General features: G+C 55.3%; 20 protein-coding genes. 10 read left to right on the forward strand and 10 right to left on the reverse strand.

Annotated elements, in window-relative coordinates; all coding sequences use genetic code 11:
• The first annotated feature begins 101 nt into the window (after positions 1 to 101).
• The 4 genes from HP555_RS12380 (at position 102) to HP555_RS12395 (ending at position 4970) form a co-directional block, all read left to right on the forward strand.
• Positions 102 to 1292: a TsoY family (seleno)protein gene (locus HP555_RS12380; RefSeq protein ID WP_199262889.1), complete on the forward strand. Its 1191-nt coding sequence runs from the start codon at positions 102 to 104 to the stop codon at positions 1290 to 1292.
• Between the two features lie 298 nt (positions 1293 to 1590).
• Entirely contained in the window at positions 1591 to 4263 is a 2673-nt protein-coding gene (locus HP555_RS12385; protein ID WP_199262890.1) for a bifunctional acetate--CoA ligase family protein/GNAT family N-acetyltransferase, read from the forward strand.
• A 132-nt stretch (positions 4264 to 4395) separates the two neighbouring features.
• Positions 4396 to 4587, forward strand: coding sequence for a ferredoxin (locus HP555_RS12390; RefSeq protein ID WP_199262891.1), 192 nt, complete (start codon positions 4396 to 4398; stop codon positions 4585 to 4587).
• Between the two features lie 107 nt (positions 4588 to 4694).
• Entirely contained in the window at positions 4695 to 4970 is a 276-nt protein-coding gene (locus tag HP555_RS12395) for an Lrp/AsnC family transcriptional regulator (RefSeq protein ID WP_199262892.1), read from the forward strand.
• Between the two features lie 90 nt (positions 4971 to 5060).
• On the opposite strand, the gene HP555_RS12400 is transcribed toward HP555_RS12395, so the two are convergent.
• Both HP555_RS12400 and HP555_RS12405 read right to left on the reverse strand, forming a co-directional pair.
• A complete protein-coding gene (locus HP555_RS12400; RefSeq protein ID WP_199262893.1) occupies positions 5061 to 7820 on the reverse strand; it encodes a cation-translocating P-type ATPase in 2760 nt (919 codons plus the stop codon).
• A 164-nt stretch (positions 7821 to 7984) separates the two neighbouring features.
• Positions 7985 to 8809: a nitroreductase family protein gene (locus tag HP555_RS12405; protein WP_199262894.1), complete on the reverse strand. Its 825-nt coding sequence runs from the start codon at positions 8807 to 8809 to the stop codon at positions 7985 to 7987.
• A gap of 339 nt (positions 8810 to 9148) precedes the next feature.
• Here HP555_RS12405 and HP555_RS12410 point away from each other — a divergent pair, with 339 nt between their 5' ends.
• Positions 9149 to 10324, forward strand: a complete 1176-nt coding sequence (locus HP555_RS12410) for an MFS transporter (protein ID WP_199262895.1) — start codon at positions 9149 to 9151, stop codon at positions 10322 to 10324.
• 181 nt (positions 10325 to 10505) lie between these two features.
• Here the strand turns inward: HP555_RS12410 and sugE are convergent, their stop codons facing one another.
• The 3 genes from sugE to HP555_RS12425 form a co-directional block, all read right to left on the reverse strand.
• Positions 10506 to 10826, reverse strand: a complete 321-nt coding sequence (sugE, locus tag HP555_RS12415; protein ID WP_199262896.1) for a quaternary ammonium compound efflux SMR transporter SugE — start codon at positions 10824 to 10826, stop codon at positions 10506 to 10508.
• 185 nt (positions 10827 to 11011) lie between these two features.
• Positions 11012 to 11719, reverse strand: coding sequence for a GDSL-type esterase/lipase family protein (locus HP555_RS12420; RefSeq protein ID WP_199262897.1), 708 nt, complete (start codon positions 11717 to 11719; stop codon positions 11012 to 11014).
• 180 nt (positions 11720 to 11899) lie between these two features.
• Positions 11900 to 13345, reverse strand: a complete 1446-nt coding sequence (locus HP555_RS12425; RefSeq protein WP_199262898.1) for a saccharopine dehydrogenase NADP-binding domain-containing protein — start codon at positions 13343 to 13345, stop codon at positions 11900 to 11902.
• A 570-nt stretch (positions 13346 to 13915) separates the two neighbouring features.
• Here HP555_RS12425 and fdnG point away from each other — a divergent pair.
• The 4 genes from fdnG (at position 13916) to fdhE (ending at position 19515) form a co-directional block, all read left to right on the forward strand.
• Positions 13916 to 16987, forward strand: coding sequence for a formate dehydrogenase-N subunit alpha (gene fdnG, locus HP555_RS12435; protein WP_269846847.1), 3072 nt, complete (start codon positions 13916 to 13918; stop codon positions 16985 to 16987).
• Positions 16988 to 16998: 11 nt separating this feature from the next.
• Positions 16999 to 17871 (forward strand): formate dehydrogenase subunit beta, encoded by an 873-nt coding sequence (fdxH, locus tag HP555_RS12440; protein ID WP_199262901.1) that lies wholly within the window; start codon positions 16999 to 17001, stop codon positions 17869 to 17871.
• A complete protein-coding gene (locus tag HP555_RS12445; protein ID WP_199262902.1) occupies positions 17868 to 18515 on the forward strand; it encodes a formate dehydrogenase subunit gamma in 648 nt (215 codons plus the stop codon). The genes fdxH and HP555_RS12445 overlap by 4 nt, the downstream gene beginning before the upstream one ends.
• 88 nt (positions 18516 to 18603) lie before the next feature.
• Positions 18604 to 19515, forward strand: a complete 912-nt coding sequence (fdhE, locus tag HP555_RS12450; protein WP_199262903.1) for a formate dehydrogenase accessory protein FdhE — start codon at positions 18604 to 18606, stop codon at positions 19513 to 19515.
• Positions 19516 to 19588: 73 nt separating this feature from the next.
• On the opposite strand, the gene HP555_RS12455 is transcribed toward fdhE, so the two are convergent.
• From HP555_RS12455 to HP555_RS12470, 4 genes are all read right to left on the reverse strand, one after another.
• Positions 19589 to 19921, reverse strand: a complete 333-nt coding sequence (locus HP555_RS12455; protein ID WP_199262904.1) for a hypothetical protein — start codon at positions 19919 to 19921, stop codon at positions 19589 to 19591.
• Positions 19922 to 20182: 261 nt separating this feature from the next.
• Positions 20183 to 21616: an META domain-containing protein gene (locus tag HP555_RS12460; RefSeq protein WP_199262905.1), complete on the reverse strand. Its 1434-nt coding sequence runs from the start codon at positions 21614 to 21616 to the stop codon at positions 20183 to 20185.
• 140 nt (positions 21617 to 21756) lie between these two features.
• Positions 21757 to 22446 (reverse strand): aquaporin Z, encoded by a 690-nt coding sequence (gene aqpZ, locus HP555_RS12465; RefSeq protein ID WP_199262906.1) that lies wholly within the window; start codon positions 22444 to 22446, stop codon positions 21757 to 21759.
• Positions 22447 to 22519: 73 nt separating this feature from the next.
• Positions 22520 to 22918: an MliC family protein gene (locus HP555_RS12470; protein ID WP_199262907.1), complete on the reverse strand. Its 399-nt coding sequence runs from the start codon at positions 22916 to 22918 to the stop codon at positions 22520 to 22522.
• Between the two features lie 372 nt (positions 22919 to 23290).
• Between HP555_RS12470 and HP555_RS12475 the strand changes: the two genes are divergently transcribed.
• Positions 23291 to 24505 (forward strand): MFS transporter, encoded by a 1215-nt coding sequence (locus HP555_RS12475; protein ID WP_199262908.1) that lies wholly within the window; start codon positions 23291 to 23293, stop codon positions 24503 to 24505.
• 34 nt (positions 24506 to 24539) lie between these two features.
• On the opposite strand, the gene HP555_RS12480 is transcribed toward HP555_RS12475, so the two are convergent.
• Positions 24540 to 25052 (reverse strand): GNAT family N-acetyltransferase, encoded by a 513-nt coding sequence (locus HP555_RS12480; protein ID WP_199262909.1) that lies wholly within the window; start codon positions 25050 to 25052, stop codon positions 24540 to 24542.
• Positions 25053 to 25112: the final 60 nt, after the last annotated feature.

Raw genomic sequence — 25112 nt, forward strand, 5'->3', positions numbered from 1 at the left:
CCGACCGCACTGCAAAGAGCACCGGTCCACAGTGGAGGGATCGGCCGGGATCCGCATCAAAGCGGCTTCAATATCAACCACTGCTACCAGGAGAAGTATACATGCAGACAAAAAAGATCAGACCTGCAGATACCTACGCACCCCTTTATTTTCTTGTCTCTCTGGGCACCGGCGGCCTGGTGGTCACCTTTTTCATGTGGCTGATGCACTGGGTGCCTCACCCGGGCCGTTCAGTCCCACTTTTTGAAGACATTGTCGCCGCATTCAGCTCAGGCGATCTGATGATGCGGAGCATGATCGTGATCGCTCTCATCGGCATTGCCTGGTTCAGTTTCCAAAACCTTCGTTATCTTGCCTGGAATCTGCGCCGCTATCACAGGTGGAAGCAGACGGAGGCCTACACCCGACTTCGTTCCACCAACGCTGAAACACAGCTCCTGGCCATGCCGCTGGCCATGGCAATGAGCGTTAACGTCTGTTTCATGCTCGGCATGGTCTTTGTTCCCGGACTCTGGAACGTGGTGGAGTACCTCTTTCCTCTGGCTCTTCTGGCGTTTCTGGGCATCGGCGTTCTTGCGTTGCAGCTGCTGGGTCAATTTTTAGGCCGCGTCCTGGTGACCGGCGGTTTCAGTTGCACGGACAACAACTCCTTTGCCCAGGCCATGCCTGCCTTTGCGCTCGCCATGATCGGGGTGGGACTTGCCGCACCGGCCGGCCTTTCTGCCAATCGAATCGTGGCCGGGGCCGGACTGGTATTTTCCACCTTTTTTCTGATTGCAGCAGCCCTTATCGGTGGCATTGCGCTCATACTCGGGCTCCGTTCTCTCCTTGAAAACGGTGCCAACATCGAGACCGCACCCACGTTCTCAGTCTTTATTCCGCTGTTGACCATCCTCGGCATCCTGTCCCTGCGACAGAGTCATGGCCTTGACGAACACTTTGCCCTTGCCGGAAGCGCGGCTGACCGTCTGATGCTGCTGAGTCAGTATCTGTCGGCACAACTGCTGTGCCTCCTGCTTGCTGCACTCGTCCTCGTCCGTTTACACTATTTTGCCCGTTTTCTTGTCGGCAGGGAGATCTCTGCCGGCAGTTACGCCCTGGTGTGTCCGGGAGTCGCCCTGGCCGTCATGCTCCACTTCTGGCTCAACCGCGGTCTGGTGGACGCCGGTCTGATCGGCAAGTTTTCAGTTTCCTACTGGATCATCTCAGGACTGGCCATGCTCTTCCAGTTTGCCACCATCTGGCTGGTTGCCACCCTTAACCGTCGACACTTCGGTACAACCGACCAGTAACACCCCCTACCACCGGCAAACCTTCTCTGCTCCGGGAATGATGACAGAGACCATACCCTGTCATCTCCCGGCAGCATGAAAGGGCCTGTTCTGCCGACGCACAGCACCGGCCGTTGTCGGTCTGTTGCTGCAGTTTCGTCTCAACTGATTCAGCAACCGGGTTATCCCTCTGCCCTCACTGCAAAAGACTTGTCAAGCGAAGCAAGAAAGTGTAGGTGAGGATTGCTGTTATCTACCGCTAAGAGGTCTCTTTGTCCCGAGACGTTTCGATCCATCTGTATAAGGCATTCTCAAAAATATGGAACAATTTTTCAGTCCCAGAAGCATTGCCGTTATCGGTGCCAATGATCGCCCCGTCTCCATCGGGGCCGCACTCATCGACAACCTCCTTCTCGGCGGTTATACCGGTCCCATTTATCCGGTTAATCCAAAATATACGACTGTCCGGGGCCTTCAGACATACCCTGCCGTCACGGCCATTGAAGAACCGCCGGACCTGGTGATCATTGCCACCCCCATTGCCATTGCCCCGGAACTGGTCCGGCAGTGTGTACGGACAGGAGCTCAGGGCGTGATCATCATCTCTGCCGGAGGCAAGGAGTCGGGGGAAGAAGGTGCTTTTATAGAAGAACAGATTGCAGGTGCGGCAGAGGGATCCGGCATGCGCATCCTCGGTCCGAACTCCATGGGAGTTATCCGGCCGGGCAAGCATCTCAACGCCACCTTTGCCGGAGGCATGCCGGTCAAAGGCAATCTGGCGGTCATCTCCCAAAGCGGTGCAATCTGCGCAGCCATCCTCGATCGGGCGGCTGAAGAAAACATGGGGTTCAGCCACTTTGTCTCCACCGGCTCCATGCTCGATGTGGATTTTGGTGATCTGATCGACTATCTGGGAAACGATGGTTCGGTCAAGGCAATCCTTCTCTACATGGAAAACCTGAGTAATCCCCGCAAGTTCATGAGTGCCGCGCGCTCGGTCTCACGGATTAAACCGATCATCGTGCTGAAAACCGGGAAAAGTAAAGCCGGCGCCCGGGCGGCCTCAACGCACATCGGGGCCATGGCCGGTGAAGACGACGTGTATGATGCCGCCTTTAAACGAGCCGGCATTGTCCGCGTGCCCTCATTGGGGCGTCTGTTTGACTGTGCTGAACTCATGGCCAAACAGCCCCGGCCCCAGGGCACCCGGTTGGCGATAGTCACCAACGGCGGCGGCCCCGGGGTCATGGCCACCGACACCCTGGCTGAATACGGACTGGAACCGACACCGCTCAGCGAGACCATCATGGCCAAACTCAATGACCTGCTCCCCCATTTCTGGAGCCGGGGCAATCCGATCGATATCCTTGGGAACGCCACGGTAGAACGGTTTGCCTCTGTCATTGAACTGTGCATGTCCAGCCGGGAATTTGACGGTATCCTGATCATCATGGTCCCTCAAAATCTGACGGCCCCGGAAGAGGTGGCCACTGCCCTTGTCAAACTCGCAAAAAACAAACGGATACCGGTCTTTGCCTCCTGGATGGGCGGCATGCGGATAGCTGAGGCTGTGAGCATCCTCAACAAGGCGGATATCCCCACGTACGAAACACCGGAACGGGCCGTCCGTGCCTTCCTGTACATGGTTGAATACACGCGAAACCTGGAGATCCTCTCCCAGGCACCGCCCAAACTTGCCGTTGAACTCTACTTCAACCGGGACCAGGTGTTCCGCACAATTTATGAATGCTTTGAGCAGGAAACCGAAATGCTCTCGGAAATGCAGAGCAAAGAGATCCTGGCCGCCTATGGTATTCCGGTAAACCCCACCGTGCTGGCCACCTCGGCGGATGAAGCGGTGGCCCTTGCCGACGCGATGGGTATGCCGGTGGTCATGAAAGTTGTTTCACCGGACATCACCCACAAGTCGGATGCGGGCGGTGTGCAGCTCGACCTGCGGAACGAGTCGGATATCCGCCAGGCCTATGAACGCATCATGACCTCAGCAAAGGCGTTCAAAGCCGATGCCGGCATAACCGGAGTCTCACTGCAGCCCTACATTGTCAAGCCGGAGTTTGAACTTCTTTTCGGCAGCAACACCGACGACAAATTCGGCCCGGTTCTCTGTTTTGGCTCAGGTGGAATTTTTGCGGAAGCACTTGATGATAAGGCCCTGGGGCTGCCGCCGCTCAATCGCCTGCTGGCCAGACGCATGATGGAAGAGACCCGCATCCTGCCTCTTCTGCAGGGCTACCGGAATGCACCACCGGCAGACCTGGAAAAGCTGGAAGAGCTGCTCCTGCGACTTTCTCAGCTTGTCGTCGATTTTCCGGAAATCGTGGAACTTGACATCAACCCCGTGCTGATCAAGGACGGTCAGCCCTGTGCAGTTGATGCACGCATTCGCCTGAAGCGCACCGAAGGGAATGCCAACAACCTGCACCTGGTGATCAGCCCTTATCCGCAACACCTGGAACGGCATGACTTTACAGACATGCAGATGCCGCTTTTCATTCGGCCGATAAAACCGGAAGATGCCGAGCTCTTTGTTGAACTCTTCAACGCACTCACCCCGACCAGCATCTATTACCGTTTTTTCAGTGTGGTCAAGACCCTTTCTCCGGAGACCCTCGCCCGCTTCACCCAGGTTGACTATGATCGGGAAATTTCCTTTGTGGCGCTGGATGACGACAGTGAAGAAGGAGAACGGATGCTCGGTGTGGCCAACATTGTCGGCGAACCGGACGGCAGACGCGGCGAGTTCTCCGTCCTCATCGGCGACCCCTGGCAGGGGAAAGGTATCGGTGCCACACTGTTGCTCCAGTGTCTGCGTATCGCTCAGGAACGCGGCATGCAGACTGTCTGGGGAACCGTACTGGCGGAAAACCGATACATGATTGCCCTTGGTAAAAAACTGGGCTTTACCATCAGACGAGGCGAAGATCATGCAGAATATAAACTGACCATTGATCTGACAACCGCAAAGCTGTGATCCCCTTTATCAGCACCCGCAATATCCGCGACACAGGCGCAGGGTCGTCCTGCCCATGTACCCGCCTGTAACCTGTAACCGGTATCTCTTAGCGGAGATCACCACTGTTTTTATCTTTGCACGAGGAATGAAATGTCTCAACAAGTTGCAATCGATCAGGAAGAATGCCTAGGATGTGAAGCCTGTGTGGAGCTCTGCCCGGATATCTTCGGCTTTGATATCGATCTGGGCAAGGCCTATGTTATTCTGGAAGAAGGCGGTGATGAAGACTGTATTGATGAGGCCGTCGGCTCCTGCCCGGCGGGGTGCATCACCTACGAGTAAACCCGCCGTTGGTTTATGGATGACCGGATCGCTTATACCAGGCTGTCCGGTTTTCTTTACTGAATGCGCCTTTGATACTTTTGGAGCGCACAACAAAAAGGACAGTCATGGTTACATCCATTATTTTAATCAATACCGATCGCAACAAGGTCAATGAGGTTGCCGAACAGCTGCAGAGCATAACCGGGGTCTCTGAAGTGTATTCCGTCAGCGGCAAGTATGATCTGGTGGCCATTATCCGGGTCAGAAGCAATGACGACCTGGCTGATCTGGTCACCAAAAAGATGCGGGTCCTGGACGGCATTACCAAAACCGAGACCATGCTTGCCTTTCAGGCCTACTCCCGTCATGATCTCGAAGCCATGTTCAATGTCGGGATGTGAACTCTCCTGAAGCTTGAACCACCCGGCTGTTGCGACACTGTTCCGGTGCACCCTTGTCGGTTCGTCCTCGGAGTATGCTCCTGTTGCTCCTCACCGGTGCTGTTTGTGCCACATAAGGGAGCGAACCCATTTTTCCAGAGAAATCAGGGGAAAGATGACAAAACCTGCCGCAGCGGTCAAACCAAGATCGGCAACCGACAGCGGTACGGTCTGAAACACCTGCTGAAAAAAAGGCAGGTAAATGAACAGGGCCTGCAGAGCGAGGATAACGCCGACGCCCAGAAAAATTGTGGGGTTGCTGAACCAGCCTATTTTGAGGATGCTGTCTCTTAAGGAGCGACAGTGGATCAGATAGAAGATCTGGAAAAAAATCACAAAGGTGACGGCAATCGTCTGCGCCTTGACCAGAGCATCGACCGAAGTCAGGCCCGCGGCCTGTCCCCAGCGGTACTCCAGCACAAACAGGAGAATGGTTCCGGCAGTCATGAGCACGGAGACGCTGACTATCCGGAAGACCACAAAACCGGAAAACAGGCGCGCCTCCGGATCACGCGGCGGTCGATGCATGATATCGGGTTCTTTTACCTCAAAGGCCAGCGGCAGGGCAAGAGTCACCGCGGCCACCAGGTTGATCCACAGTAACTGGGTCGGCAACATCGGTAAGAGCAGGACCCTGGTGATGGGATCAAACGGAAAAAACATGATGCCGTATACCAGGATCAGGGCAAGTCCCAGATTAGTGGGTAAAAGAAAGGCCAGTGATTTTATAAGATTATCATACACGCGTCTCCCCTCTTCCACGGCTGCGCCGATGGTGGCAAAGTTGTCATCGGCAAGGACAATATCCGCAGCCTCTTTGGAGACAGCTGTGCCCGCAACACCCATGGCCACACCGATATTCGCCTGCTTGAGTGCAGGTGCATCGTTAACGCCGTCACCGGTCATGGCCACAACATGATGGCGCTGCTGCAGAGCACGGACCAGTTGCAGCTTATGTTCCGGTGCCACACGAACAAAGATGTTCGTGTCATTGGCCGCTGTTGCCAGATCTTCCTCCTCCATGACCGCCAGTTCAGCTCCGCTCATCACCTTGTCACCGGTGGACAGATTCAGGTCGGTACCAATGGCAAGGGCTGTGGCCCGATGGTCGCCGGTGATCATCTTCACCACAATTCCTGCCTGATGACAGGTCTGAACAGCCTCAATGGCTTCGCGACGCGGCGGATCAATCATGCCGATTAAACCGAGAAAAACAAAACCATCCGCCACAGCAGCTTCGGACAGTTGCCCGCCGGCCATGGTCCAAGGTTTAGAAGCAAGCGCCAGCACCCGCATGCCTTTTGCTCCCATCTGCGATATGGCCGCGGTTATCATCTGCTGCTGTGCAGCATCCACTGCCTGCCGGCAGCGTTTCCACACCACCTCCGGTGCACCCTTGATCACCACCATCGGCACTGTACCGCCGTGCAGTGTTGCCATGTACTGCAGTTCCGAGGCAAAAGGGAGCTCATCCAATCGCGGATAACGGGTGTTGAGCTCCTCAGCCGTCAGATTCGCCTTGGCTGCCGCCACCAGCAAAGCGGCCTCTGTGGGATCGCCCGTGATGGACCACCCCCCCTGTTCATGACGCAGCGTAGCATCATTACACAGCACCGACATGAGCAACAGCTCCCTGATCGATGCCGGCAACGGCACATCCCTGCGCCCGTCCACCAGAAAACTTCCCTCTGGTTCGTACCCCAGACCGCTCACCTGAACCACGCTGTCACCGGTCATCAGCTCAGTGACGGTCATGGCATTACGGGTCAGGGTACCGGTTTTGTCGGAGCAGATCACCGTGGTCGAACCCAACGTCTCAACAGCGGGCAGATGGCGGATGATGGCATTACGTTTTGCCATCCGCTGCACACCAATGGCCAGGGCAATGGTCACCACTGCGGGCAACCCTTCAGGAATCGCCCCCACAGCCAGGGCAATGGCAAACATAAGGGTTTCTTTTAAGGCTGATCCGAGCGGAACAGCCATGTCCAGGGCTCTCTTCACCCCGATGGCCAGGATCACAGCAGAGATAAGCACGGTGGCAATGGTTATCCAGGTGCTGATCTCAGCCAGCTTTTTAGTCAGCGGTGTATCCAAACTGACCGTGCTGTCCAGCATATCCGAAATCCGGCCGAGTTCGGTCGTCATCCCGATTCCGGTCACCACCGCCGTTGCCGTACCCGCGGTAACCAGGGTTCCGCTATAGGCCATGCAGGTACGGTCTCCAAGCACGGCAGCAGCAGCGGCCGGAAGCACTGTTTTCTGGACCGGTACCGATTCCCCGGTAAGGGCTGCCTCTTCAACCTGCAGATTCTTCAAGGTGACCAGACGCATATCTGCAGGCACACTGTCGCCTGCGGCCAGAAACACCACATCACCCGGGACAAGATCCACTGCCGGGACCATCCTGGTTGTGCCGTCTCGCAGTACTGTCGCGTTTTGAGGGACCATGCCCGACAGTGCTTCAATCGCCCGGCCTGCCTTGAACTCCTGAATAAATCCGATGACGGCATTGATCAGAACCACGGCAAGGACCACCATCCCATCGGTTGCCTTGCCAAGCAGCATGGCGACAACCGCTGCCCACAACAACACCCAGATTAAAGGATTGTTGATCTGTCGCCAGAGCAGCTGCCACACGCTGTCTTTCGATTTTCTGAGAATCCGGTTAGGGCCGTGCATCCGTCCACGTTCACGGGCCTGCTCCGTACTTAACCCGGCCTGACAGCTGTCAAGCTGCTGAAAAACAGCCGCAGCATCCATGGAGTGCCAGGCCGCCTGACCGGAAGTCACCGTTGATTTAGTCGTCATTTTCTTCTCACGAACCAGTCCAGGGGAATACAATCAGGAACGGTGTCTGTATAAGCATCGCCCCGGACTGTGCGCAAGCGGTAAAATAAACCACATGACGATTCCTGATAACAGCGAAGAACAACTCCCCGGATAACTATGCAGGCAGTACCGGACAAACCGCTTTACAGTCGCCATTCAACAGCCGGTGTTTTTCGTGTCGGTAAACGTTTGTACATAAATCTGGGGTAACCGATCATCATTGCACCGTAACACTGAAAACCTTCCGGCAGCTGCAGGGCAGTGACCAGCGGTGGAAAGGCCGCCGCCGCAGCGTTCAAATATCCGGCCCAGCAGCAGCCGAGCCCGAGAGTGCCGGCAGCCAGCTCCAGATAGCTCAACGCCAGGGTGCAGGTCGCAGGAGCACTCCGGCTGCCTTCCTTTGCATAGGTGACGATCAGGGCCGGTGCTCCACGTAAAATAACATCCTGCCCGGCCTGCCATCTTTGTATAAGCCCGACAGCATTATATCTCTGTGCAGTTTCCGGCTGATTGGCCTGCAACCACTGCATCCAGTCAATGACCGTGGCACTGAGCCGTCGCAGTTCCGTGCGATCGCCAATGACCAGCCAGCGCGCTTCCTGTGCGTTAAGACCGGAAGGGGCATAACGGGCGATATCGATCAGCTGGGCCAGTTTCTCCTTTTCAACGGCTGTATCACGGTACACCCGGATGGAGCGCCGGGCCCGGAGGAAGTATTCACACTGGACCACATCCATGGGCAGATCCGGCCGTGCCGGCGAACAGGCCGTCATGGGCATGTTCCGGTGGTCAAAACTGCCGGTGGGACAGACGGCTACACAGTGCCCGCAACGAATACACAGTCTGGATGCATCCTCAGTCGGCACCGGCATCGTCCCTTCACTCCAGGCAATGATGCCGAGCGGACAGACCTTGGCACAGATACCGTCACGATTACAGGTTGCCGGATTAATGGTAAAAAGTTGCATAGATTCTCTCCATTGAGCACAAAAAAACGATGACGGACTGTGCAGACAGCTGCCCGACAGATAAAAAGTACTTGCCGCACGTACCTCAACAAAACTATACCGGGCGAACAGGTATCTATGGTAAAAAAAAACAGGTGCGTTTCTGCAGTTTGCCGCACGCATTGACTCGCTGTTTCTCAAACAGACACGCTCTGTCTCACCGGCGAAAATACCGCCAAAAGACAGACAACGGTTGTACACCGTCCAGACAAAATCCGCTGTGCAGTCTCGTTTCGATGATTCCGGTTTCTGTGCAAAACGGTTTTTACTGATCAGCCTCCTCTTTAACCCGATCCGACCATGACCCGCAACATCCTCAAGCTGAACATCTTTGCCGCACTTAAGATGATGCTCTTTCCCATGGCGATCATCACCCTGTTCTGGAAGGATCAGATCGGTCTGTCGCTGACGGAAATCCTGCTGATCAACGTCTTTTTTTCAGGCGCCAGCCTGATCATGGAGTACCCCTCCGGCTATATCAGCGACCACCTCGGCTATCGCCGCTCGCTTCTCATTGCCTGTGGTTTTGGTCTGATCGGCTGGGGTGCCTACCTCTTTGCCCAAAACTTCTGGCATGTGGTCGGCGCTGAACTGCTGCTCGGCGTCAGTCACGCCTTTATAAGCGGTTCCGACAATGCTCTGCTGTATGAGACCCTGCGAGCAGACGGGCAAACCGAACTGTACACCCGCTGCGACGGCCGAATGGCAGGATGGGCGCAGATTGGCGAGGCAGGCGGGGCCCTCTGTGCCGGGCTTCTGTATGTAGCCAACCCTCTTTTGCCCTTTATGATCCAGATCGGCGTATGGGTGGTTGCCCTGGCCGTGGTCCTGACTCTTCAGGAACCTGAGGGGGAAAAAAGACCGCACATCAGTTCACATGTTAAAGAGGCGTTTCGTATCAGCCGTTACTGCTTTGTTGAACAAAAACGGGTTCGGGCAACCATGGTTTTCGGCGTACTGCTCAGCCTGGCCTCTTTCTATCCGGTCTGGCTGGTGCAACCGTTCATGCAGCAGTGCGCCGTACCACTGGCCTGGTTTGGACCGATCTGGGCCGGTGCCAACCTCACCGTTGCCTTCTGTGCCTATCACAGCCACTGGGTGCTTGCCAGGGTCGGGATCAAACGAATCTACCTGCTGTTCATCGGCCTGATTGTGCTGGCCTTTCTGGGTCTGGGGCTGACGACGATGCTCGGCAGTTTTCTGTTCTACTATCTCCTGACAGCGATGCGCGGCCTGCAGGGACCGATTATCCGCAGTTTTCTCCAGCAGGAGGCCTCCCGGTACATGCGAGCCAGTCTTCTCAGCCTGCACAGCCTGCTGTTTCGGGTAGGCTATGTGGCCACTGGCCCGGCCATCGGCTGGATCAGTGACACCAGCGGCCTGCAGACAGCCTTTGTCGTCCTGGCCGGCGGCTTTGCCCTGACCCTGCCCCTGGCCTTCCGCAGTTTTCTTCATCACCACAGGGAGATCAGCTGACGGTCATACCTGTCTATTGACACGACAAGAAGCAACAAGAGCGCACGCTCTCCTGTCCACTGCCCAGGATCCTATTCCGACCACCGGTCATACGACTCAGGATTCATCTCTCTCTTTCTGCAGCACATCGCCACGGTGAAGGCGAAGAACCCGACCATCCCGGACCCGATCGACTGTCTACTTACGACGGTGTGGCAAACTTCAAACCAATGATTCCGGCAACAATAAGGCCGACACTGAAGAGGCGCGCAAAGTTGGTCGGCTCTTCAAAAAGGACAATACCCAACACCACAGTGCCTACAGCGCCGATACCCACCCAGACCGCGTAGGCGGTTCCCAATGGCAAGGACTTCATGGCAATGCCCAGCAGCCACAGACTGATAAGCATGGACACCATGGTCCAGACAGTGGGCCATAACCGGGAAAAACCCTCTGTGTACTTCAATCCGACTGCCCAGCCGGTTTCAAAGAACCCTGCAACAGTAAGAATAAGCCAAGACATATCTTTTCCTTTCACAGATGTCGAGGTCGTCCCCGATAGAGATTGGAGCGGTGAGGTCGTCCCCACTTCCGTTATCTGACCTGGTCGGTTTTCTGTCGCTCAGAACCGTCCCCCCAGGAGGCGATCAGCTCTTTGTCCGGTACCGCCTGCATGCTCTGACAAAATGAACACCTTTTTCTTTGCTCTTAAAGAAACAGAACTGTTTGCTGCAAAAGATGCGGAAGCAGTACTTTTGTTATCCGCATATATCCCATCCTGCTCAGGTGCAACCCGTCGGTTGTGTACTCTTCTTTCAAGAGTCCGTCTGCATCAACAAGATGGGAGTACAGATCAACATACCCGGCATTGTACTTCTGCGAGAGCACCTGCAACTGATCGTTGACTTGCTGTATCCGTTCCAGAGGACGGCTGTCCAGGTAGCCGTCCCGAACCGGCAGCACACTGCATACAAGAACCGGGATATTTTGTTCCGATGCTCTGCCCAGCATGTCATCCATACTCGCTGTGATCCTCTCAACCGACCGGCCGTTACCGATATCATTTGTACCGATGAGCATGACCAGTAACTTCGGCTGTAGACTGAGCACATCCTGATCAAACCGATGCACAGCCCTTTCAGCCCAATCCCCCCCCACACCCCGGTTGAGAATGGGCAGTGCTCCAAAGGACGGGGCCATCCACCAGAGAGTAATCTGCGAGTCGCCGAAAAACACGATCACATTATCGTCATATACCTCATTCCTGGTCAGGGTCTGCTCATGGCGGATATTGTTGATAATCCCGTGATGCCGATCCCGAAATTCAAACATCTTCCAGGTGGTCAGTGAAAACCCAACCGAGAGAAGAACAAAAGCAACAACAACCAGAAGGTGAACAACCTTTATTCGTTTCATGAGATCTCTCTCCTGATGTCCCTTAGAGATACCCCCTCTTGTTTCGATTATGGATGCCGGCGGTGATACTACCTTACATGCTCTATACAGCAGTGCTCATTTTTTACAGAACTGTGCACACAACCAGTCTGGACGCTTACTCCGGTCGGGGATGGTTCAACAGGGCACACTCCTGAACCGTCACTCGCCATACCACTGCCTGCTGCGGATATTCTGCAGCTGCCAGGGGTTCTGAACATCAAGTTTTTCCGGAAAATACTTGCCCCGACCATCAAGCGGTGTCCATTCGGTGTACTCCCCGACCATGGGACCCAAGTAGGGTATTGCCATGGCCAGACAGTCTTCAAAATCCAGATCTTCCGGTTCAACCACGCCTCGGCAGGGATGACGGACAGCCCAGACAATGGCGGCAATCGCACCGGCCACCACCTGCATGGTGGTGGCATTGGCATAGGCTACATGTTGTCGTGCCTGGGTGATGGTCAGTTGCGAGCCGTACCAGTAGGCGTTTCGTTCATGTCCGGCCAGCAAAACACCCAGCTCATCCATGCCCTCAACAATATCCACCCCAAGGAGCCGGGAAAAGGGCTGCCGTACCCAGCCGCTGCCCTCCAGCTCCAGGGCGGAAAGCATACCATCATCACAGGGATGGTAAACAAACATCACACTCGGCCGATATAAAAACGTCTCCCCAGCACGAATTGACAGATAATCGGCAATAGCCAGCACTTCGTCATGGGTGACAATCATTCCCTGAAAGCCACCGATCGAGGGAACCCAGCTGCGGGCAAAGGTACTGGCACCCGGGCGTTGCAGATAAAAGGTGCCGGAACCCGGGCGGTGTTCACGTGCGCCTCGGGGCCGCCGTTTCTCAAAAGTGCCGATGGACAGCTCAGCCGGTTGCATCAGCTCGTCCACAAATCCGTCTATAGACCAGGTATTGATAAATTCACCCTGCCGCTTTGGCCGTTGACTGGCCTGCGTGTCACGTTCTGAAATCTGAATCGTGCATACCCCGAGAGCCTGAGCAAGACGGGCCCACTCTTCACGTGTAGAGGGTGTTGGTGTGTTGTTGCCGACCATTGCCCTGACATCTAAGAGTGCACGCTTGACAAAATGGGAGACCAGCCCGGGATTGGCACCGTGATCAACCACTGCGGTCGGGGAATCAGGACCTAACTCCTTGGCAAGCTCTAAAACCTGGGTACGGATAACGTAGTTGGTTCGTTCCTCCAGTTCCAGCATGGGATTGTCAAACACATCCGGCCATGGTTCTATGGAGGTGTCAACGTACAGTGCCCCGACCTCAGCACAGTACCGAATCAGATCAATACTGGAGACACCCACTGAAACGTTCAACAGAAGATCACCCCGGCGGATATGATTTTTCAGTATCTTCCGATAATTGCCTGGAGTCAGATTGCAGTGAATAAACTGTACACCGCTTTGCCGGGCAAGGCGCCGGCCGGCTTCATCAGCGGCAAGAACAGTCATCCGACTGTAAATATCCTCAAGATGTCGACCAAGAACCGGCAGCACAGCCTGACCGATACTCCCGCAACCGATCATTACAAGACGGCCTGCAAAAACTGAAGATGATAGTAGTTCAGGTGGTGGTGTCGTCATCTTTTCTTCACGCTCTCCTATGTTGTCCCTGAAATCGTCAAACCTTTGCTATAGGATACCCTTTGCAGCCGGTTCCGGCGGGTGGTGGGCAGACAGCCGCAGAGCAGACCGTAACCCTGGACTTTTAGCAGAAGATAGGACCATAAATGTCCATCAAAGGCAAGGACAGCCTCAAAAGAGACCGACCCGGTCAGGCCCCTCACCCAGGGCCGGCGTGCAGCCGTATTAACGGGTGTCTGGTGCATTGGGAGAGTGAGGGTTGTCTGACGGGCATGATATCCATGAACCTGGCTGAGCATCTAAACCGGAGCACCTGGTTTGCATCACCCCTTTATACTTTCTTTTGCACAGTCCTGGAAAAACAACCCTCAATCGGCATTCTGTGGTAGGTAGGGAGTGTACACTTCTTTGATCTGACATGTTATTTTTTCTTGACAAAGAGGAGCCATATCGATCAGTTTAAAAAACATCACCTTTTATTTATCACTATCTTATCCGGAGGATCCCGACCCAAAGCATTCCCAGTCATAAACAAAAAACTCTATATGCCACAAACAAAAGGAGGACGTGATGCGCACCAATAGACGGCAATTTCTAAAAATCTGTGCAGCGGCGGCCGGTGGCTCCAGTATGGCGACCCTGGGTTTTACCCCTGACCACGCCAAAGCCGAAGTCCGTGCATTCAAACTCACCCGCGCCACCGAAACCCGTAACACCTGTCCGTACTGCTCTGTAGGATGTGGCCTGCTTGTCTACAGCTTGGGCGACACCTCACACAACGCTCCTCCAGAAATCATCCACATTGAAGGTGATCCGGATCATCCGGTCAACCGCGGGACCCTGTGTCCGAAAGGTGCAGGTCTCCTCGACTTCATTCACAGCCCCAACCGCCTGAAGTATCCGGAGTACCGTGCTCCCGGCAGCAAACAGTGGCAGCGCATCAGCTGGGAGGAAGCCTTCAGTCGCATCGCAGCTCTGATGAAACAGGACCGGGATGCCAACTTTCTTGCCACCAACGAACAGGGACAAACAGTCAACCGCTGGACCTCGACCGGTTTTCTTGCCGCCTCTGCCTCCAGTAATGAAACCGGTTACCTGACCCATAAAATTGCCCGGAGCTTAGGCCTGCTGGCCTTTGACAATCAAGCCCGGGTCTGACACGGTCCAACGGTGGCAAGTCTTGCCCCCACGTTCGGCCGCGGCGCCATGACCAACCACTGGGTCGACATCAAGAACGCCGACCTTGTTCTCATAATGGGCGGTAATGCCGCCGAAGCACACCCCTGCGGCTTTAAATGGGTTACTGAAGCCAAGGCCCATCGCAAGGCCAAACTGATTGTTGTTGATCCACGGTTCACCCGCTCTGCTGCTGTGGCGGATATGTATGCACCACTTCGGGCGGGTACCGATATTGCTTTTCTCGGCGGCGTCATCAACTATCTGCTCAGCACCAACACCATTCAGCACGAGTACGTCAGAAATTACACAGACTTCTCCTTCCTGGTAAAAGAAGACTTCACCTTTAAAGACGGACTGTTCAGTGGCTATAACCCGGAAAAGCGTTCCTACACCAGGACAAGCTGGGGATACCAGCTCGGTGACGACGGCTATGTCCGGACAGACCCGACCCTGCAGCACCCGCGCTGTGTCTATCAGTTGCTGAAAAAACACTACAGCCGCTACACGCCGGAGATGGTGTCCACTATCTGCGGCACACCAAAAGAGGATTTTCTCACCGTATGCGAGGCTATTGCCAAAACCGCTGCCCCTGACAAGACCATGACCATCATGTATGCCCTGGGCTGGACCCAGCACTCCCAGGGATCACAGATGATCCGCACCGGAGCCATGGTCCAGCTGCTGCTCGGCAACATCGGTGTTCCCGGTGGCGGTATGAATGCACTTCGCGGCCACTCCAATATTCAGGGACTTACCGATCTTGGGTTGCTGTCAAATCTGCTGCCCGGTTACCTGACGCTGGCACGTGATAACGAACAGAGTTATCAAACCTATCTGCAGGCAAGGGCCTTCAAACCGCTCCGGCCGGGACAGATGAGCTACTGGCAGAATTACGGTAAATTCTTTGTCAGCCTCATGAAATCCTGGTATGGCTCGGCCGCAACCACAGAGAACAACTGGTGTTTTGACTGGCTGCCGAAACTCGACAAAGAGTACGATATCCTGCAGGTCTTCGAGAACATGCACAACGGCACGGTCAACGGATATATCTGCCAGGGGTTCAACCCGCTGGCCTCAGCTCCCTGCAAGGTCAAAGTGGCCGGTGCCATGGCCAAGCTTAAATTCATGGTGGTGATCGATCCGCTGGCAACCGAGACCTCGGAATTCTGGCAGAACCATGGTGAGTACAATGATGTTGATCCCGCCACCATCCAGACCGAGGTGTTCCGCCTGCCCTCCACCTGTTTTGCCGAAGAAGACGGTTCTCTGGTCAACTCAGGACGCTGGCTGCAGTGGCACTGGAAGGCCGCGGCACCACCGGGTGAGGCCAAAAGTGATCAGGCCATCATGGCCGGTATCTTCCTCAGACTGCGCGCACTCTACCAGCAAAACGGCGGCGTTTTTCCCGAACCGATCCTCAATCTGACCTGGAATTATCGACAACCGGAAAGTCCATCTCCAGAGGAGCTGGCCCGGGAGTTCTCCGGAACGGCAGTGACGGATATGGCCGATCCCAAGGAACCGGATAAGCACCTGTTTAAAGCCGGCCAACAGCTCAACGGCTTCGCCGAACTGCGGGATGACGGCTCCACTGCCTGCGGCTGCTGGCTTTTTTCAGGCAGCTGGTCGGAAAAGGGTAATCTGATGGCCCGTCGTGACAATGCCGATCCATACGGCATCGGCCAGACTCTGAACTGGGCCTTTTCGTGGCCCGCCAACCGACGGATCCTGTACAACCGTGCCTCCTGCGATCTCACCGGTAAACCCTTTGATCCAAAACGGACGTTGATCGCCTGGGATCCGGTCAGGGCAGCATGGTCTGGTGCTGATATCCCGGATTTCAATGCCCTGTCAGCCCCGGAAAACGGTATGGGCCCATTCATCATGAACCCGGAAGGCGTTGCCCGCTTCTTTGCGGTTGACAAGATGGCCGAAGGCCCGTTTCCGGAACACTACGAACCCTTTGAATCACCTCTGGATGTCAATCCACTGCATCCGCACAACAGTACCGCCAGGGCCAATCCGGCGGCACGCGTGTTCACCGGCGACTGGGAGAGCTTCGGCACAGCCGACCAGTTCCCCCATGTCTGCACCACCTACCGGCTGACCGAGCACTTTCATTTCTGGACAAAGCATGCCGCACTCGATGCCATCCTGCAGCCGGAACAGTTTGTCGAGATCGGTGAAGATCTGGCCAAAGAACTGGGAGTCAAGGCCGGTGACAGTGTACGGGTCCGATCCAAGCGAGGATTTATAGTGGCTGCAGCTGTGGTGACCAAACGCATCCGTTCCCTGCAGATCAACGGCAAAACAGTCCATACTGTGGGTGTTCCGATCCATTGGGGATTCCTGGGTCTGACTAAAAACGGCTACATCACCAATACGCTGACCCCGTTTGTCGGCGATGCCAATACCCAGACACCGGAATTCAAATCATTCCTCGTGGCCATTGAAAAGGTGTAAGGAGGTGAATCATGGCACTGCAATCCCTTGATATCAGAAGACGCTCCGCCACCACCACGCCATCACCCCAGGCGCGGACCACCCTGGAAATAGCCAAACTGATCGACATCTCTAAATGTATCGGCTGTAAGGCCTGTCAGGTCGCCTGTATGGAGTGGAACGACCTGCGGGATACTGTCGGCACCAATCGGGGTGTATATGACAACCCGGCTGATCTCTCGGCCCAGTCGTGGACCGTGATGCGCTTTGCCGAGGTTGAACCCGACCCCGGCCGTCTTGAATGGCTGATCCGCAAGGACGGCTGTATGCACTGCTCAGATCCGGGTTGCCTTAAATCCTGCCCTGCTCCAGGGGCGATTATTCAGTACAGCAACGGGATTGTCGACTTTCATCAGGAGGCCTGCGTGGGCTGCGGCTACTGTATTATCGGCTGTCCATTCAATATCCCCCGGCTCTCGGCAACCGACAACAAGGCGTACAAGTGTACGCTGTGCTCGGATCGGGTGGCTGTGGGCCGTGAACCGGCCTGTGCCAAGACCTGCCCCACCGGTGCAATCCTGTTCGGCGCAAAAGAGGACCTGCTCGAACACAGCGCCGGTCGCATTGCCGATCTGAAAGAACGTGGCTACCGGAATGCCGGCCTGTACAATCCCCCGGGCGTGGACGGCACCCATGTGATGTATGTGCTGCAACACGCCGACCGGCCCGAACTGTACAGCGGGCTGCCCAGTGATCCGGGCATCAGCCCGCTGGTTGTTCTCTGGAAGGATATTGCGAAAACCGTGATGGGCATCGGTTTAGGCGCAGCCATTGTCGGCGGTGTCGTCCATTTTCTGACCCAGGGACCAAACGAGATCAACGAGGAAGAGGAGGAAACGCTATGAGCAGACAACAAATGATCCTGCGGCACTCCACCGGCGAACGGCTTAACCACTGGCTGGTGGCCATCCTGTTCATCCTGACCGGTCTCTCCGGGCTCGGTTTTTTTCACCCCGCCTTCTACTGGCTGACCAGCCTGTTCGGCGGCGGGACCTGGGCGCGTATTCTGCACCCTTTCTTTGGTGTGATCTTAGCACTCTGCTTTCTTGTCTTAGTGGCACGGGTATGGAAAGACAACCGCATCACCTCTGCTGACTGGCAATGGTTCAAACATCTGGGTGAGTTTCTGCGCAACAGACCAGCAGGTATTCCGGCCATCGGCAAGTACAACTTAGGTCAAAAACTCCTCACCAGAGTGCTGCTGTTGTGCATCCTCGTGCTGCTGGCTTCCGGATTTCTTCTCTGGCAGCCGTGGTTTGCGCCCGAATTTTCCATTGAGATGCGACGCATAGCAGCTGTGGTACATGCCTTTACCGCCTTTGTCATCCTGCTCTGCTTCATCGTGCACGTGTACGCCGCCTACTGGACCCGTGGGGCCATCCGTTCCATGACCAGGGGCTGGGTGACCGCTGCCTGGGCCAGGCACCACAGCACAACCTGGTACCAGGAGATGGCTGAGACCGGGAAAAAATCGCAGGGTACGGCATGAACAGGAACAGTTCAGTATACAACAAAGAGGTGACAACCATCCCTGCTTGCAGCAATCTGCAGTTCCGCCAATGGGCAGGTGACAACCTGTGACAGGGGGCTCTGTTCTACAGCCTGGTCAGCTTGAAACAGCTGCGGGTTCCATTGTTGAACTCTGTCTGCCGGCGGAGGATCTTTTCCTCCGCCGCTCCCGGCGACTCCAACACCTGGCAAAAAACCATGCGTTAGAGAACTATCTTCTGTTTCTGACGGAACTGACCAGGTGGCAACACGACGAGCTGCTCAGTTCAACGCAACTGCCCCCTGTTGATAACCATCTGCTTCTGCAGTGTAAAACCCATCGCCTGCCACCACTGGCACCGGCCGGATGGCCTCGGCATGCATCCTGGCGTACAGCTGTTCAACGGGCGATAGCAGCAACTGATTCGTCGCTGCCACAGGAAGGAAAAACTGCTTTGGCACCGCTTAGAAGAGGCGATACAGCCTGGATGGAGAGACAGGCTGATCTGCTGTTGCACAACCCCGGAGAAAAGAGTCTTGATGTGGCGGCCGCCCTGTTTATCGGTGCTGCCTTACAGGTGCATTGGGCCTTTTGGGCACGAAGTCTGATCGGCCTGGACCTTGGTTTCTCAGGCCACTCACCACATTGCCCTGTGTGCGGCAGTGCGCCGGTCAGCGCCATTGTTCACGCTGGTGGTGCCTCCAGCGGGCTCCGTTACCTGCAGTGTTCCCTGTGCAGTTCACAGTGGCACGTTGTCCGTGCCAAATGTTCCCAGTGTGAAAATACGAAAGACATCGAATACTACGGCCTTGAAAAGATGTATGAGGCGGTGCGTATTGAGATGTGCCCTGCCTGTCGATCTTCGTTAAAGGTGGTGTTCCAGGAAAAAGATGCAGCGGTTGATGCGGTTGCCGACGATATAGCCTCGCTGGCTGTGGATGAGGAGATGACAAAGGCTACCGAACATACACCCATTAGCATCAACTTCTTCATGTTGTAAGGCGTGTTCAACCGACAACTGCGCAGCCTCTCCGTGCAACATCTCTTTACACCTGCGTAACGCACAGTACCGGTCAGTATACCTTCCACTCACGATCAAGCTCTTCCGGGTGAGCAAACCTGACCACCCGCACTTTTCTGCTGCGTGGAAACTCCCGCTTTATAAGTGTTTTAAGTTCTCTGGCCAGACGAGCTCCGGAAAGATCAAACACCTGCTGTTCATAGCCGTCCTCACGGATCTCAAAAAGTATGGCATCTTTTTTAATGATGGCAATACTCCGATTACGTTTATACGAAAGCAGTAACACCCCTCCCGGCGGCTCAGCATTTTTCAACAACCGCAACGTATCAGTGAGCACAGTATCAATATTGACAAGAGCCATTCCCTGCAGCTCCACAGTCGGCAAAACAATCTCTGCCGCAACGACGCTGCCTCACAGCATCTTCAGCGTCTTCATCATGAAAAAAACGAGCGGCAACAGGGTTGATCCCAGATGCCGTCCCCCGGTGTACAGTGCGAGCGTCACTGATCCAGAACAAACCATGGAAGCAGGCTTTCCCTGTCAGATGCTCTCTTCAAAATAATCGTTGTCCACCTTTTTGACCGGATACAGGGAGACCGTTGATACACCGATAATCGGGCACAGGGTTGGGCTGTTTTTTTCCCGTCATTCACTCGCCTCCAGTTGAGCACGCACCGTCCCCTCTGCATCAAGGAGTTCCAGATGGCTGCCACGGATGCGATAACGCTGCACCTTGGCCAGTGTTTCCACAAAAGACCTCTCCTGCTCCATACCATCGGCACAGGCCTTCATGGTTATTGCCATCTGGTCAAAACGTAACCGGTCCCCCTGCAGCTCGAAGTTACCCGCCAAACCGTTACACCCCCCGCTTCCGGAAACATGTAACGCATCAACGGCAAAGAACAGGTACGGAGCAGCCTGGTGTTCGGCAACAGCCACCGGACTGTCCCCCAGACGGACAAGCTTCCAGTGGATGCCGCGCAGGGCACTGTCCACTGCTGTACTGCCGCAACTCTCCTGCGGCCGGACACTGATAAAACGCTGCACAACAAGCGTTGGTTGCGGTGGTAAACTCTCCTCCATTGACGGTCGCAGGGTGATCAACCCCTCCAGGCTCACCAGTAAAGGTTCCCCTGCCTGCGGACCTGTCTTGAGATAGGCAACTTCAAGTGATCTGTAATCGCCTTCCATGGCCACAGGGAGTCTTCGACCGTCAGCACAAAGGGTGATGACGGCGGCATCAGCCATGTAGATAAACATGCCGGTGAGCTCCAACCGGGGATCGATCGGTCTGTAGAACAGCAAACGGGTCAACCGATCATCTGTTGAAGGATCCACAACCTTTCCTGGAGCCTCAAGTCGCTGTACTGTTGAACCGTCTTCAACAACACTGAAAAACAGTGGTAAGTCGTTGCTGCCACGTAAGACAAGATGGTTGTTCCTGTCGAATGTCCAGCGGCCGATATTGTCTGTACCACCTGGTACGGTCCTGCCGGAATCAATGCTGCGCAACTGATACCGGCCGTCAGGCAACAGGTCCAGATGCATGGTCGTGCGCTTACCGGCAACAGTAAACTCCCCCTCATACGAGGCAGGTAAAAGACCGATACCCTCCACCTTTGATTCGGCATGCGGCTTGTCCTGTACAGACACCAGCAGCATATCCAGCGGCTCATTGTGGCTGTTCAATGGCCTGTATATCGCTTCTGCGGCAAACAGTACCTGCCCCTGATGTGTAACAGCAGCACGCACCGTGCAGGTGCGTTCCGGCTGCACAGCAGTGTCATCATAGGCAATGGTAAATCGAAACGGCGGCTGGCCGGCGGGCTCCAGCTTGCTGCGGCCAAGCACTGCTGCCGGAGCATCTGCCCTGGATGCCTCCTGCAGCAGCTCAACGGTAAACACCGCGTCTACGGGCAGGGCAATACGCTCCCGATAGGTTGCCGTCCCCTGCAAGGTGCCTGCGCATGCGACGCTGGAGAACAACAGTCCCGCCACAACGAGCATCCAGGCAACGACCTTGCCGCACACTGAACAGATCATCTGTTGCTTCCAGCCGCTACACGCCTGATCACCCATGCTCCCCTCCTTTTGTTCCCGGACAACGATACACCACGCAGAGTTCAAAGCAGGCTGCTTGTTCCATGGTGTATCGCACCGCATGCCAAGCCGGTACCAGCTGACCGGCAAACGATCATTGCTTCTCAGGCACGGTTATCTTAATTTTCAGAGTTGTCGATAAGGCGGTAGATAAAGGCGCCTAAAACACCACCAACAAGCGGGGCCAGCCAGAAAAGCCACAGTTGTGCAGTTGCCCAGTCACCCACATACAGGGCAACGCCGGTGCTTCGGGCCGGGTTAACCGAGGTGTTGGTCACGGGAATACTGATCAGGTGAATCAGGGTCAGACACAGACCAATGGCGATCGGGGCAAAACCGGCCGGAGCACGCTTGTCCGTGGCCCCCATGATGACAACGATAAAGATCATGGTCATCACAACTTCAGAGATCAACGCCGCCTGCATCGTATATCCACCCGGTGAGTGCTTACCATAACCGTTCGAGGCAAAACCGGCAGCCACATCAAACCCTGCTTTCCCGGTGGCAATAAGATACAGGACACCACCGGCAAGAATACCGCCGATCACCTGGGCGATGATATAGGGAACAAGATCCTTTGCCGGAAAACGCCCGCCTGCCCAGAGCCCCACAGAGACGGCCGGATTCAGATGGCATCCGGAAATATGCCCGATGGCGTACGCCATGGTCAGCACGGTTAACCCGAATGCCAGGGAAACACCCAGGTGGCCGATACCGAGCTCCGGAAAGGCGGCTCCGATCACTGCACTACCACACCCGCCAAGGACCAGCCAAAACGTACCAACAAGCTCTGCTGCATACTTTTTCATGTCTTTTTCTTCTCCTGTATTTTTTTATTCTTTACTGTTTCCAGGCAGCGGTGCCGACCTGGCAATTGCTGCATTATCTTTCCGCTCTGGTATCCTGAGCAGTGCACAGCTCAAGAAGATCTCCACTGCTGCCATCGCTATTGTGTCGGAACAGTGAACCTGTGGACCCTTTTCCCGAGCCCTTGGTCCACCATTCAACCTGTTCATGCACGTAACGCGCCCCACTGGCTGAAATAGCGATCCGCAGAGGATAGACCTTCCCCCTATACGTGATAACAGCAGAGTCAGTGTCAGGGTACGAGGCAACAACAACTACGCCGCTCTCACAGAGATACGTCTCTTTCTCAGAGGTCGAATCGACCGCCCGGCCATCAGGGTGGGGAGCTGTACAGGCTGTGATAAAAAAGAGTGCCGCCCAGACGGCCAGTCTCAGACTGATTTTTCTCATGGGTGCGTGTTCGTTGATGTCCATGTCATGCATCCTCCTTATCGGGTGTATACACAATCAGATAGTCTCTTCTTCAGTCATCAGATGCTGCCGGCCCTGCTGTCCAGCTGGTGAGTGCCCGGGTTCTTGGTTTTCCATACACCATCATGACAAACAGTTCAACAAGCTGGAGGACAGGCGTTCCTGTCGGCCCGGTTCTCCACAATAACCGACAGCAGCGTATACGCTGCAACTCTGTTCTATCCTGTGCCGGGAAGTCCAAAAACATACCACCTTCCCCTTCCCTTGGCAGCCGGTAAGGTGTATCCTGATGGCCTTTTCTCTGTACGATCTGCTGTCTTTTACTGTAATCCGGTCCCACACTGTTACCGACAATACCCTTGAGGAAGAGATGCAATGAACAAGAAGGTGCTTGCCCTCCTTGGTTTCGGCCATGCCATCACCGACATTATTCAGGGAGGGCTGACCATGATGCTGGCCTTTCTGCAGCCTGTGCTCACGCTCAGTCAGCTGCAGGTGGGTATGGTTATGCTGGCCTTTAACCTGAGTTCTTCAGTCATTCAACCGGCTTTTGGAATCTTCAGCGATCGGTTTCGTGCTGCCTGGCTCATCCCCACCGGTTGTCTGCTGGCCGGGGTAGGGATGTCGCTGACCGGGTTTATGCCCAACTACACTCTCCTGCTGGTGGCATCCTTGATAGCCGGCCTGGGCGTTGCCGCCTATCATCCGGAAGGATCCAAATATGCCCGCTGTGCCAGTGGTTCGCGTAAGGCTTCCGGAATGGCCATCTTTTCTGTGGGAGGCAACTTCGGATTTGCCATGGGTCCGATTCTGGCCACGCTCCTGCTTGCCTGGGCGGGCCGTGAGGGTACCCTGGGATTTCTTGTCATCAACGGCGTGATGAGTCTGCTGCTCTGGTTTTATCTGCCAACCATTACCAAGACAGAAACCACCAGACCTCTTCCTCCACCGAAAATCGTCAGGGAGAGCCCAACCTCTGAAGGGCGGGGACTAAGCCAGGGGCAGATCATCGGTGCTGCGATCATGCTGGTGCTGGTCATTATTATGCGCACCTGGATGCACTTTGGTATTGTCACTTTTTTACCGCAGTACTCCATGCACCACCTGCAACACAGTCAAGCTTATGCAGCAGGTATGACCTCTATCTTTCTTCTTTTTGGTGCTTTTGGTACTGTTTTTGGTGGGCCGGCCGCCGACCGATGGGGCTTAAAGACCGTTATTGTCGCATCCATGGCAGTGACGATACCGCTGCTGCACCTCTTTCCGTACACAAGCGGCCCTGCCTCCATGGTCGTGATTGCCCTGTCCGGATTCGCCCTGATCTCAACCTTTGCCATCACGGTTGTTTTAGGTCAGGAGCTCCTGCCGAACAATGTGGGATTAGCCTCAGGGCTGACTCTTGGATTCGGCATAGGGGCCGGCGGCATAGGCGCAACTCTTCTTGGTTGGTTTGCCGATCGCTGGGGGCTGCCCTCTATCTTTCATATTATGATTATCTTTGCGGTGACAGGTCTGGTACTTTCGTTCTTTCTACCGGGCAGAGAAAAACTGCTGGCCACCAGGACAGATAGCAGTCAGAGCCGGTGCTAGCACGGTCTCCGGTACGGTGCAGGCAAGGTGTCGACTATGGCTGTTGTGGCGGGTCGGCCAGCCACTTGTGCATCACATAGGCGGCCACCAGACCATGTTGCGGATGTTGAAATGCCCGAGGTACGGTGCCGACAATCTGAAAGCCGAGGTGCTGCCACAGCGCCACAGCGCGGGTGTTGGTGGCAACGACAAAGTTGAACTGCATGGCAAGAAATCCTAACCGTCTTGCCTCCTGTTGCGAGTGTTTGCACAGACGAGTTGCAATGCCCTGTCCGGCAAAGGCGGCAGGTACCACATAACCGCAGTTGGCGGTATGGGCGCCGTTGCCCATCTGATTTGCCTTGATGTAGTAGGTGCCGACCAGCTGATTGTCTTCCGAGACAGCAACAAAGGTTGCCAACGGCACTACAATCCAGGCCTTTTGTGTTTCTTCGGCAGTCCAGTCCGTTGGAAAGGCATAGGTATCGCCCTGTGCAAAGGTTGTTTCAAGAACAGGCCACAAGATCGGCCAATCTGCCGGGGTATACGGACGAATGAGAACTTCCACAGTGCACTCTTCCAATCTGGTTTTTGAACTGCTTATCATGGGGTGTCGTTGATACCGGCT

The sequence above is a fragment of the Desulfobulbus oligotrophicus genome (assembly GCF_016446285.1).
In the GTDB taxonomy this organism is placed as follows: Bacteria; Desulfobacterota; Desulfobulbia; order Desulfobulbales; family Desulfobulbaceae; genus Desulfobulbus; species Desulfobulbus oligotrophicus.

What these genes read in the sequence shown, in the direction of transcription:
- HP555_RS12380 (WP_199262889.1), top strand. Translation starts at nt 102, where the DNA reads ATGCAGACAAAAAAGATCAGACCTGCAGATACCTACGCACCCCTTTAT.
- HP555_RS12385 (WP_199262890.1), top strand. Translation starts at nt 1,591, where the DNA reads ATGGAACAATTTTTCAGTCCCAGAAGCATTGCCGTTATCGGTGCCAAT.
- HP555_RS12390 (WP_199262891.1), top strand. Translation starts at nt 4,396, where the DNA reads ATGTCTCAACAAGTTGCAATCGATCAGGAAGAATGCCTAGGATGTGAA.
- HP555_RS12395 (WP_199262892.1), top strand. Translation starts at nt 4,695, where the DNA reads ATGGTTACATCCATTATTTTAATCAATACCGATCGCAACAAGGTCAAT.
- HP555_RS12400 (WP_199262893.1), bottom strand. Translation starts at nt 7,820, where the DNA reads ATGACGACTAAATCAACGGTGACTTCCGGTCAGGCGGCCTGGCACTCC.
- HP555_RS12405 (WP_199262894.1), bottom strand. Translation starts at nt 8,809, where the DNA reads ATGCAACTTTTTACCATTAATCCGGCAACCTGTAATCGTGACGGTATC.
- HP555_RS12410 (WP_199262895.1), top strand. Translation starts at nt 9,149, where the DNA reads ATGACCCGCAACATCCTCAAGCTGAACATCTTTGCCGCACTTAAGATG.
- sugE (WP_199262896.1), bottom strand. Translation starts at nt 10,826, where the DNA reads ATGTCTTGGCTTATTCTTACTGTTGCAGGGTTCTTTGAAACCGGCTGG.
- HP555_RS12420 (WP_199262897.1), bottom strand. Translation starts at nt 11,719, where the DNA reads ATGAAACGAATAAAGGTTGTTCACCTTCTGGTTGTTGTTGCTTTTGTT.
- HP555_RS12425 (WP_199262898.1), bottom strand. Translation starts at nt 13,345, where the DNA reads ATGACGACACCACCACCTGAACTACTATCATCTTCAGTTTTTGCAGGC.
- fdxH (WP_199262901.1), top strand. Translation starts at nt 16,999, where the DNA reads ATGGCACTGCAATCCCTTGATATCAGAAGACGCTCCGCCACCACCACG.
- HP555_RS12445 (WP_199262902.1), top strand. Translation starts at nt 17,868, where the DNA reads ATGAGCAGACAACAAATGATCCTGCGGCACTCCACCGGCGAACGGCTT.
- HP555_RS12460 (WP_199262905.1), bottom strand. Translation starts at nt 21,616, where the DNA reads ATGGGTGATCAGGCGTGTAGCGGCTGGAAGCAACAGATGATCTGTTCA.
- aqpZ (WP_199262906.1), bottom strand. Translation starts at nt 22,446, where the DNA reads ATGAAAAAGTATGCAGCAGAGCTTGTTGGTACGTTTTGGCTGGTCCTT.
- HP555_RS12470 (WP_199262907.1), bottom strand. Translation starts at nt 22,918, where the DNA reads ATGGACATCAACGAACACGCACCCATGAGAAAAATCAGTCTGAGACTG.
- HP555_RS12475 (WP_199262908.1), top strand. Translation starts at nt 23,291, where the DNA reads ATGAACAAGAAGGTGCTTGCCCTCCTTGGTTTCGGCCATGCCATCACC.